Consider the following 10,227-nt stretch of genomic DNA (forward strand, 5'->3'; position numbering starts at 1 on the left):
TCCCCAACTTATCCCGCGCTAACAGCCCCACTCGGCCACCGTCCGCGGTCAGTCTTGGGCCCGTCACAACAACCCGACTTTCTGCCGGATCACTGCGTTTGGGGCGAAACCAGAATGCGCCACGTACGGCTAGGCACGCGCGCAAGCCAGAAGAGCCTTCGATTATCTTGGAAGAAGGCTCCCAGGTCAAGCCCTGTTCTGCGAGAAAGCCAGAACAGGGCGACAGGCCGTTCAGGCCTCAGTCATAGACCTCCGCATCCGGGTCGGTCGCCTCCAGCTCGTAGCTGGCCGCCAGCATCGCCAGGCGGCCGATGACGCCATACATGTAGAAGCGGTTGGGCGCGCTGGCGCCCGGCTTGGCACCGGCGCGCGGCAGGTGGGTCGACTCGGCGAAGGCCAGCGGCACGAACTGCGCGCCCGGCGAGTTCAGGTTCTCGTCGATGCCGCGGTCGGCATGCACCCGGTAGAAGCCGCCGACCACGTAGCGGTCGAGCATGTAGACCACCGGCTCGGCCACCGCCTCGTTGATGCGCTCGCAGGTCGGCACGCCCTCCTGGATGATCACCTCGGTGACCTCCTGGCCGTCCTTGATGACGCTCATCTTGTTGCGCGTGCGGCGGTTGATCTCCTCGAGCTGCTTGGCGTCGCGCACCGTCATGATGCCCATGCCGTAGGTGCCGTTGTCCGCCTTGACGATGACGAAGGGCTTCTCGTTGATGCCGTATTCCTTGTATTTCCGGCGGATCTTGCCCAGCAGCGCATCGACGTTGGTCTGCACGCACTCGATGCCGCTGCCCTCGCCGAAGTTGACCTCGCCGCAGCGGGTGTACATCGGATTGATCAGCCACGGGTCCATGCCCATCAGCTTGGAGAACTTCTTGGCCACCTCTTCATAGGCCTGGAAGTGGTGCGTCTTGCGCCGCACCGCCCAGCCCGCGTGCAGCGGCGGCAGCAGGTACTGCTCGTGCAGGCCCTCGAGCACCGGCGGGATGCCCGCCGACAGGTCGTTGTTGAGCAGGATGGTGCAGGGGTCGAAGTTCTTCAGGCCCAGGCGACGCTGCGTGCGGATCAGCGGCTCGACCGTCAGCGAGTCGCCGCCGGGCAGCGCCAGCTCGGTCGGCGCGGTCACCTCCGGGTCGAGCGTGCCCAGGCGCACGTTCAGGCCGGCCTGCGTGAAGATCTGCACCAGCCGCGCGACGTTGGTCAGATAGAAGGTGTTGCGGGTGTGCTTCTCGGGGATCAGCAGCAGGTTCTTGGCCTCGGGACAGATCTTCTCGATCGCCGCCATCGCCGCCTGCACCGCCAGCGGCAGCATCTCGGGCGTCAGGTTGTTCCAGCCGCCGGGAAAGAGGTTGGTGTCGACCGGCGCGAGCTTGAAGCCGGCGTTGCGCACGTCGACCGAGGTGTAGAAAGGCGGCGTGTGCTCCATCCACTCGAGGCGGAACCAGCGCTCGATCGCCGGGACCGAGTCGAGGATGCGCGCCTCCAGTTCGTTGATCGGGCCGTTCAGGGCAGTGACGAGATGCGGGACCATGGTGGACGACCTGCTCAGAAGATGGGAATGGATGGAATGTCGGTGATTCTAGGAAGGTCTGCAGATGCAGGCGGTCGACCAAAGCAAAAGGGGCCGCCCTTCGGCGGCCCCTTGCGGGAGCGGTCAGCGGACCGGCATCACTTCGAGTAGGCGGTCTCGCCGTGCGAGGTGATGTCCAGGCCTTCGCGCTCGTCGTCTTCCGGCACGCGCAGGCCGATGACCAGGTCGACGATCTTGTAGGAGATCACCGAGACCACCGCCGACCAAACGATCGTCAGACCGACGGCCTTGGCCTGCACCAGCACCTGCGAGGCGATCGAGTAGGCGTCCGGAGCGATCATGCCCGCGGTGACCCAGTCGCCGACGGCGCTCGGGCCGCCCAGGTTCGGCGAGTTGAACACGCCGGTCAGCAGCGCGCCCAGGATGCCGCCGACGCCGTGCACGCCGAACACGTCGAGCGAGTCGTCCGCGCCCAGGATGCGCTTGAGGCCATGCACGCCCCACAGGCAGACGAAGCCGGCGATGACGCCGATGACGATCGCGCCGACGATGCCGACGTTGCCGGCAGCCGGGGTGATCGCGACCAGACCGGCGACGGCACCCGAGGCGGCGCCCAGCATCGAGGCCTTGCCCTTCATCATCGCTTCACCCAGCGACCAGGCCAGCACGGCGGCGGCGGTGGCAGCGAAGGTATTGATGAAGGCCAGCGCGGCGAAGTTGTTGGCTTCCAGCGCCGAGCCGGCGTTGAAGCCGAACCAGCCCACCCACAGCAGCGAGGCACCGACCATCGTCAGCGTCAGCGAGTGCGGCATGAAGGCTTCGCGACCGTAGCCGATGCGCTTGCCGACCATGTACGAACCCACCAGACCGGCGACGGCGGCGTTGATGTGCACCACGGTGCCGCCGGCGAAGTCCAGCGCGCCCCATTGCCAGATCAGGCCGGCCTTGCCGTTCATCGCGTCGACGACATCCTTCGAGGCATACGCATCCGGGCCCATCCAGAACCAGACCATGTGCGCCACCGGCGTGTAGCTGAAGGTGAACCACAGCACCATGAACATCAGCACCGCCGAGAACTTGATGCGCTCGGCGAAGGCACCGACGATCAGGCAGCAGGTGATGCCGGCGAAGGTCGCCTGGAAGGCCGCGAAGACGATCTCGGGAATGTAGACGCCCTTGCTGAAGGTCGCGGCCGGCGAGAAGGTGCCGGCGACGTTGTCCCAGATGCCCTTCATGAACAGGCGATCGAAGCCGCCGATGAAGGAGTTGCCTTCGGTGAAGGCCAGGCTGTAGCCGTAGATGAACCACAGCACGACGATCAGCGAGAACGTCACCATCACCTGCATCAGGATGGAGAGCATGTTCTTGGCGCGCACCAGGCCGCCGTAGAACAGTGCCAGACCCGGCACGGTCATCAGGATGACCAGCAGCGTCGACAGCATCATCCAGGCGGTGTCGCCCTTGTCGAAGACCGGAGCGGAGGCGGCGACGGCCGCCGATGCGGCCTCGGCCACCTGGGCCACGGCGGAGGCGGCCTCGGCGGCGGCCGGCGCCGAAGCGGCGGCGTCCTGCGCGAGAGCGAGGTCACTCAGACCCAGAGCGGCCAGCCCCAGGGGGATGCCGGCGAGCAGTTTCTTGTGGATGGACATGGTCGTCTTGTCTCTTCTCGATGATCAGAGCGCGTCCTTGCCGGTCTCGCCGGTGCGGATGCGCAGGACCTGCTCCAGGGGCGTCACGAAGATCTTGCCGTCACCGATCTTGCCGGTGCGGGCCGCGCCCTCGATCGCCTCGATGACCCGGTCGACGATCGCGTCGTCGATGGCGGCCTCGATCTTGACCTTCGGGAGAAAGTCGACGACGTACTCGGCGCCACGGTACAGCTCCGTGTGGCCCTTCTGGCGTCCGAAGCCTTTCACCTCGGTGACGGTGATGCCCTGCACGCCGATGTTGCCGAGGGCCTCGCGGACCTCGTCGAGCTTGAAGGGCTTGATGATGGCAGTGACCATCTTCATGGCAGCTCCTGGTTGATCTGACTGGTTTTGGAAGGTGTCGGCCGCCTGCTGCATCTTCCGTGCCACATCCGGTCACACCGCGCACAGACCGTGACACGCCGCGGGACCATGCCCCGAACTGGTCCGCGATGCCCGTGATTCCTGCCGTGATGACCCATTTCGGTGCCATGGACATGCACCACACTGGTTCGACACCCTCTTCCGGGTGAGATCACCAACGTGATGCGCTTCGCACAATCCCGACAGCACCGCAGCGGGCGCACCGTCCGCGCACAGATTCCCCGCTGCCGCGCACCACCATGTCGCTTGCCATCGTCCACAGCCGCGCCCTGCTCGGGCTGCAGGCCCCCGAGGTGACCGTCGAGGTCCATCTGGCCAACGGCCTGCCCTCCTTCACGCTGGTGGGCCTGGCCGACACCGAGGTCAAGGAAGCACGCGAGCGGGTGCGCGCGGCGCTGCAGCACAGCGGGCTCGACTTCCCGCACAACCGGCGCATCACCGTCAATCTCGCGCCGGCCGATCTGCCCAAGGAGGGCGGCCGCTTCGACCTGCCGATCGCGCTGGGCATCCTCGCCGCGGCCGGCCACATCGATGCCGCGGCGCTCGACGGGCTGGAATTCGCCGGCGAGCTTTCTCTGGCGGGCGACCTGCGCCCGGTGCGCGGCGCGCTGCCGATGGCGCTGGCGCTGCAGCGCAGCGGGCGCGGCCGCACCCTGGTGCTGCCGCGGCGCAGCGCCGAGGAGGCCGCGCTGGTCCCCGGCCTGGCGCTGCGCTGCGCCGACCACCTCGACGAGATCGTCGAGGCGCTGCAGCCGGTCGAGCCCGGCGATCCGCCCACCCCGGTGCTGCCGCGGCCGCGCCCGGTCGAGGTGCGCGAGGGCGCCGGCCTGCCCGACCTGCAGGACGTGCGCGGCCAGGCCGCGGCCAAGCGGGCACTCGAGATCGCCGCGGCCGGGCGGCATTCGCTGCTGCTGGTCGGTCCGCCCGGCACCGGCAAGTCGATGCTGGCGCAGCGCCTGGCCGGGCTGCTGCCGCCGCTGTCCGAGGAGGAGGCGCTGGAATCGGCTGCGGTGCTGAGCCTGGCCGGGCGCTTCGAGCCGGCGGACTGGGCGCGGCGGGTGCTGCGCTCGCCGCACCACAGCGCCTCGTCGGTCGCGCTGGTGGGGGGCGGTTCGCCGCCGCGACCCGGCGAGATTTCCCTGGCCCATCACGGCATCCTGTTCCTGGACGAGCTGCCCGAATTCCCGCGCGGCGCGCTCGAGGCGCTGCGCGAGCCGCTCGAGAACGGCCGCATCACCATCTCGCGTGCGGCGCAGCAGGCCGAGTTCCCGGCGCGCTGCCAGCTCGTCGCCGCGATGAACCCCTGTCCCTGCGGCATGCTCGGCTCGACCGCCAAGCCGTGCCGCTGCACGCCCGAGGCGGTGCAACGCTACCAGAACAAGCTGTCCGGACCGCTGCTCGACCGCATCGACCTGCGCGTCGAGGTGCTGGCCATTCCGCCCGAGGAGCTGACCGGCGCACCCGACGGCGAGCCCAGCCGGGCGGTGGCCGAGCGGGTGGCCGAGGCGCGCCGGCGCCAGCAGGCCCGCCAGGGCGGCAGCAATGCCGAGCTGGACGCAGGCCAGCTCAACGAGCAGGTGCGCGCCGAGCCGGAGGCGACGCGCTTTCTCAACACCGCCGCCAGCCGGCTGGGCTGGTCGGGCCGCAGCCTGCACCGGGTGCTGCGGGTGGCGCGCACCATCGCCGACCTGGCCGAGGCCGACACGCTCGGCGTGGTCCATGTCGCCGAGGCCATCCAGCTGCGGCGCGCGCTGCCGGGCCGCTGACCCGTGCGCACGCCGGGCGCCCGAGCGGCGACAATCGCGCCCCATGACGCCGCCCGCCTTTCTCGACAAGCTCTGCCTGCGCCGCGACCTGCCGGCGCGGCTGGCCGCCCTGCCCCGCCCGATGGTCTTCACCAACGGGGTCTTCGACATCCTGCACCGCGGTCATGTGACCTATCTTGCGCAGGCGCGCGCGATGGGCGCCAGCCTGGTGCTCGGGCTCAACAGCGACGCCTCGGCGCGCCAGCTCGGCAAGGGGCCGGATCGCCCGCTCAATGCCGAAGCCGACCGAGCCTGCGTGCTGGCCGCGCTCGAGAGCGTCTCGCTGGTGGTGCTGTTCGACGAGCAGACGCCATGCGAGCTGCTGACCGAGATCCGTCCTGATCTCTATGTGAAGGGCGGCGACTACGACATCGAGACGCTCGAGGAGACCCGGCTGGTGCGCAGCTGGGGCGGCGACGCGCGCGCGATCTCCTTCGTCGACGGCTACTCGACCACCGCGCTGGTGCGGCGCATCCGCGCCTGAGCGCGCACCGACTCGTTTCTCCTCCTTCTCTTCACGCTGCCCCATGCCCGCACGCCTGCACATCGAGACCGACACCGCGCTGAGCACCGGCGCCGAGATCGCGCTGCCGCCCGGCCCGGCCCGCCATGTCCAGGTGCTGCGCATGCAGCCCGGCGAGACGATCACGCTGTTCGACGGCCGCGGCGGAGAATGGTCGGCGGAGATCCTGGCGATGGGCCGGCAGTCGGTCGAGGTGCGCATCGGCGCGCATGACCCGGTCGACCGCGAGCTGCCGCTCGACATCGTGCTGATGGCGGGCATGCCGGCCAACGACCGATTCGACTGGCTGGTCGAGAAGGCCACCGAGCTGGGCGTGGCGGCGATCGAGCCGCTGGTGTGCGAGCGCTCGGTGCTGCGGCTGTCGGGCGAGCGCGCCGAGCGCCGGCGCGAGCACTGGCAGGGCGTGGCCCGCGCCGCGGCCGAGCAGTGCGGCCGCACCCGCGTGCCGCTCGTCGCGCCGGTGCGCACGCTGGCGCAGGCGCTGGGCGAAGCCCGCGCGAACACCGAAGCCGACGCGCCGCTGTGGCTGCTCAGCCTGGGCGAGGCCCGGCCGCTGGCCGAGCGGGCCGCCGCGCTGCGCACAGGCGGTCGGCTGCGGGTGATCAGCGGGCCGGAGGGCGGGCTGTCGCCGGCCGAGGAGGCGGCCGCGCGCGCGGCCGGTGCGGTGGCGGTCAGTCTCGGCGCCCGGGTGCTGCGCTCGGAGACCGCGCCGCTGGCGGTGCTGGCCGCGCTCGGTCTGCAGGAGCGCCTCGGGGCCTGAGCCGGATCAGGTCAGCCAGGTCGTCGCCGGCACGATCGGCGTGGCGGCATGGATCGGCGCGGACAGCGCCCCGGCAGGCGGCTCGCCAGGCAGCAGCGTGTCGCGCCCGGTGTCCTGGGCCTCGAGGCGCTCGAGAATCTCGCGCACGAAGGTCCAGATCACCGGATCGAGCTCGACATAGCCCGGCTCGCCCGGCGCGCGCAGCCAGTCGTCCAGCCGACGGCGCGACGCACCGAGACGACGCGCGAACTGGTCGGCGTCCATTCCCATGCGCTGCATGGCTTCCAGCAGGAACGCCTGCTGGGTCTTCGGTTTCCTGTGCAAGGACATCGGATCCACCCTGATCTGGCAATTCAGTCTAGCGTCACGCCCGCAGTCCGACCCCGTTTGTCGATTCCTGTTGCAACTGCAGGCAACAGTTGTTGACGACCTTCGCCTGGAAACCTGCAAGTTCCAGATTTTCGCGCCGGATTCATGCGGCCGGAAGGTGCTCGCCGCCGAGCGCCTCGACCAGATCGGGCAGCAGCCGGCGCAGCTCGGCGGTGGCGATCGCCGCATCGGCGTCGAAGCGCTCCTCCTTGGACACGCTGGCGTCGTCCTCGAACACGCCGTCGAGGAACTCGATGCGGCGGATCTGCAGCAGATCGGTCAGCGTGAAGGAGATGCGGGCGTTCCAGGTGACCGCCAGCCGGGTCGGCACCTTGCCCTGGCGGATGTGCTCGCGCACCTCCTCGATGTCGAGCGGATGGCGGGCATAGCGCACCACCGACTTCATCTCGTCGGGCGTCTTGAGCTCGCACTCGCGGTCGACCGTGAAGCCGGCCGCCGGCTCGCCGCTCAGCAGCCAGTCGGACATCACCGCCGCCGGCGCCTCGTTCGTGTGCAGCGCCTGCACCGACAGGCCCGGCAGCGCCTTGACCAGCAGCGTGACCACCTCGTCGGCGCGGGTGGCGCTGCCGGTGTCGACGATCAGCCAGCGGTCGGTCGGCGACAGCCAGACATCGATGCTTGCGCGCTTGGTGAAGGCCTGCGGCAGCAGCTCCAGCAGCGCCTGCTCCTTGAGCTCCTTGGTCTGCTTGCGGCCCGGGCGGCGGCCGGTGGACTGCTCGAGCTGGTCGGCGATCTCCTCGGTTCGGCGCTTGACCACCGCGCCGGGCACCACACGCTGCTCGACCATCAGCCGCATCAGCCACTGGCCGGCGATCGACTCCAGCAGCGGCGCCTCGGCCGGGCCGCGCGGCGCCACCCAGCCGGCCGACTGCTGCTGCGTCGCGCCGCACTCGACGAAGCGGTCCTTGTCCAGCGCCGCCTCGGCCTGCAGCAGATCGGCGGCCCAGTCCGGGCCGATGCGGAACACCGTCAGGTTCTTGAACACTCGCGTCTTCCTTCCATGCAAAAGCCCTGATTGTCCTGCCCCCGCGGCTGCGGGTCGAAATTCACAAAGAGGGGCGTTTCCCGGTCTTCTAGGCTTTGGACAGCACAAGGTCATGCAAAAAACGCATGTAACCCGGCTGTAATGGCGAGACCCCCACCCCTACACTGCCCCGCGGGAGGCATCCCGAAAACCACGTAGGCCCGCACGCGCCTCGACCGGTTTTCGAGATGCCTTTTTCAACCTAGGAGCCCTTCCGATGAACCAACCGCTGATGGCCGGCGTCACTGTGAACGCACCCGCCTACGTCAAGAACGCCAAGCTGATCGCCTGGGTCGCCGAGATCGCCGCGCTGACCCAGCCGGACGCCATCTACTGGTGCGACGGCTCCCAGGAAGAGTACGACCGCCTGTGCGAACAGCTGGTCGAGGCCGGTTCCTTCAAGAAACTGAACCCGGCCAAGCGCGCCAACAGCTACCTGGCCTGGACCGATCCGTCGGACGTGGCGCGCGTCGAGGACCGCACCTACATCTGCTCGGCCACCAAGGAAGAAGCCGGCCCGACCAACAACTGGATGGCCCCGGCCGAGATGCGCAGCCTGCTGCAGACCGGCGAGAACGCGCTGTTCAAGGGCTGCATGAAGGGCCGCACGATGTACGTCGTGCCGTTCTCGATGGGCCCGCTGGGCTCGCCGATCGCCCACATCGGCATCGAGCTGTCGGACAGCGCCTATGTCGCGGTCAACATGAAGCTGATGACCCGCATGGGCAAGGCCGTCTATGACGTGCTGGGCACCGACGGCGCGTTCGTGCCGTGCGTGCACACCGTCGGTGCCCCGCTGGCCGAAGGCCAGAAGGACACGACCACCTGGCCGTGCAACCCGAAGACCAAGTACATCGTCCACTACCCCGAGAGCCAGGAGATCTGGTCCTACGGCTCGGGCTACGGCGGCAACGCGCTGCTGGGCAAGAAGTGCTTCGCGCTGCGCATCGCCTCGACCATGGGCCGCGACCAGGGCTGGCTGGCCGAGCACATGCTGATCCTGGGCGTGACCTCGCCGGAAGGCAAGAAGAGCCACGTCGCCGCCGCCTTCCCGTCGGCCTGCGGCAAGACCAACTTCGCGATGCTGATCCCGCCGGCGGCGCTGGGCGACTGGAAGGTCACCACGATCGGCGACGACATCGCCTGGATCAAGCCGGTCGACGGCAAGCTGCGCGCGATCAACCCGGAAGCCGGCTACTTCGGCGTCGCCCCGGGCACGAACTTCAAGACCAACCCGAACTGCATGGCGTCGCTGGACAAGGACGTCATCTTCACGAACGTCGCGCTGACCGATGACGGCGACGTGTGGTGGGAAGGCATGACCGACGAGCTGCCCTCGCACCTGGTCGACTGGCAGGGCAAGGACTGGACGCCCGAGACCGCCCGCCTGCCCGACGGCAAGCTGCGCCCGGCCGCTCACCCGAACGCCCGCTTCACCATCGCCGCGACCAACAACCCGGCGCTGGATCCGGCCTGGGACGATCCGGCCGGCGTGGCGATCGACGCCTTCATCTTCGGCGGCCGCCGCTCGACCACCGTGCCGCTGGCCACCGAGGCCCGCAGCTGGACCGAAGGCGTCTACATGGCCGCGACGATGGGCTCGGAGACCACCGCCGCCGCCTTCGGCGCGCAGGGCGTGGTGCGCCGCGATCCGTTCGCGATGCTGCCCTTCGCCGGCTACAACATGAGCGACTACTTCCAGCACTGGCTCGACATGGGCAAGAAGCTGGAGGCGCAGGGCGCCAAGCTGCCGTCGATCTACTGCGTCAACTGGTTCCGCAAGGGCGCCGACGGCAAGTTCGTCTGGCCGGGCTACGGCGACAACGCCCGCGTGTTGCAGTGGATGCTGGGCCGCATCGACGGCACCGCCGGCGCCGGCAGCGAGCACATCTTCGGCGTCAGCCCGAACTACGGCGACCTGAACTGGTCGGGCCTGGACTTCAGCGAAGCCCAGTTCCAGAGCGTCATCAGCATCGACCGCGACGCCTGGGTGCAGGAAATGAAGCTGCACGGCGAGCTGTTCGAGCAGCTGGCCTACCACCTGCCGGTCGAGCTGAAGGCCACCCGCGAGAAGATCCTCGCCCAGCTCGAGGCCTGATCGCCGCCGCCGCCTCCGACA

The 10,227-nt window shown here is 69.2% G+C and carries 9 protein-coding genes; 4 read left to right on the plus strand and 5 right to left on the minus strand.

Translation table 11 applies throughout. The features are described 5' to 3' along the window. Nucleotides 1-238: 238 nt before the first annotated feature. From gshA to HNQ01_RS12385, 3 genes are all read right to left on the minus strand, one after another. On the minus strand, nt 239-1,534 hold the full coding sequence (gene gshA / locus HNQ01_RS12375) for a glutamate--cysteine ligase (protein WP_173805739.1): 1,296 nt from the start codon (nt 1,532-1,534) through the stop codon (nt 239-241). 137 nt (nt 1,535-1,671) lie between these two features. Then, entirely contained in the window at nt 1,672-3,183 is a 1,512-nt protein-coding gene (locus tag HNQ01_RS12380) for an ammonium transporter (protein ID WP_173805740.1), read from the minus strand. Nucleotides 3,184-3,207: 24 nt separating this feature from the next. Then, nucleotides 3,208-3,546 carry a P-II family nitrogen regulator gene (locus HNQ01_RS12385; protein ID WP_173805741.1) on the minus strand — a complete coding sequence of 113 codons (339 nt, stop codon included), beginning with the start codon at nt 3,544-3,546 and terminating at the stop codon, nt 3,208-3,210. Nucleotides 3,547-3,845: 299 nt separating this feature from the next. Here HNQ01_RS12385 and HNQ01_RS12390 point away from each other — a divergent pair, with 299 nt between their 5' ends. Genes HNQ01_RS12390 through HNQ01_RS12400 form a run of 3 tightly spaced genes read left to right on the plus strand, consistent with a single transcriptional unit; the run spans nt 3,846 to nt 6,694 of the window. Beyond that, the gene (locus tag HNQ01_RS12390) at nt 3,846-5,372 is read left to right on the plus strand and encodes a YifB family Mg chelatase-like AAA ATPase (protein ID WP_173805742.1); all 1,527 of its coding nucleotides are present in this window, start codon (nt 3,846-3,848) and stop codon (nt 5,370-5,372) included. A gap of 43 nt (nt 5,373-5,415) precedes the next feature. Continuing rightward, complete coding sequence (rfaE2, locus tag HNQ01_RS12395) at nt 5,416-5,895, plus strand: D-glycero-beta-D-manno-heptose 1-phosphate adenylyltransferase (RefSeq protein ID WP_173805744.1); 480 nt, start codon at nt 5,416-5,418, stop codon at nt 5,893-5,895. 43 nt (nt 5,896-5,938) lie between these two features. Further along, nucleotides 5,939-6,694, plus strand: coding sequence for a 16S rRNA (uracil(1498)-N(3))-methyltransferase (locus HNQ01_RS12400; protein ID WP_173805746.1), 756 nt, complete (start codon nt 5,939-5,941; stop codon nt 6,692-6,694). 6 nt (nt 6,695-6,700) lie between these two features. Here HNQ01_RS12400 and HNQ01_RS12405 read toward each other — a convergent pair whose 3' ends face one another. Further along, nucleotides 6,701-7,018, minus strand: coding sequence for a hypothetical protein (locus tag HNQ01_RS12405; RefSeq protein ID WP_173805747.1), 318 nt, complete (start codon nt 7,016-7,018; stop codon nt 6,701-6,703). 148 nt (nt 7,019-7,166) lie between these two features. Further along, a complete protein-coding gene (locus HNQ01_RS12410) occupies nt 7,167-8,069 on the minus strand; it encodes a recombination-associated protein RdgC (RefSeq protein WP_173805749.1) in 903 nt (300 codons plus the stop codon). A gap of 256 nt (nt 8,070-8,325) precedes the next feature. Between HNQ01_RS12410 and HNQ01_RS12415 the strand changes: the two genes are divergently transcribed. Further along, nucleotides 8,326-10,206 (plus strand): phosphoenolpyruvate carboxykinase (GTP), encoded by a 1,881-nt coding sequence (locus HNQ01_RS12415; protein ID WP_173805750.1) that lies wholly within the window; start codon nt 8,326-8,328, stop codon nt 10,204-10,206. The last annotated feature ends 21 nt before the right edge of the window (nt 10,207-10,227 follow it).

The organism is Sphaerotilus uruguayifluvii (assembly GCF_013294065.1).
Lineage (GTDB): Bacteria > Pseudomonadota > Gammaproteobacteria > Burkholderiales > Burkholderiaceae_C > Sphaerotilus > Sphaerotilus uruguayifluvii.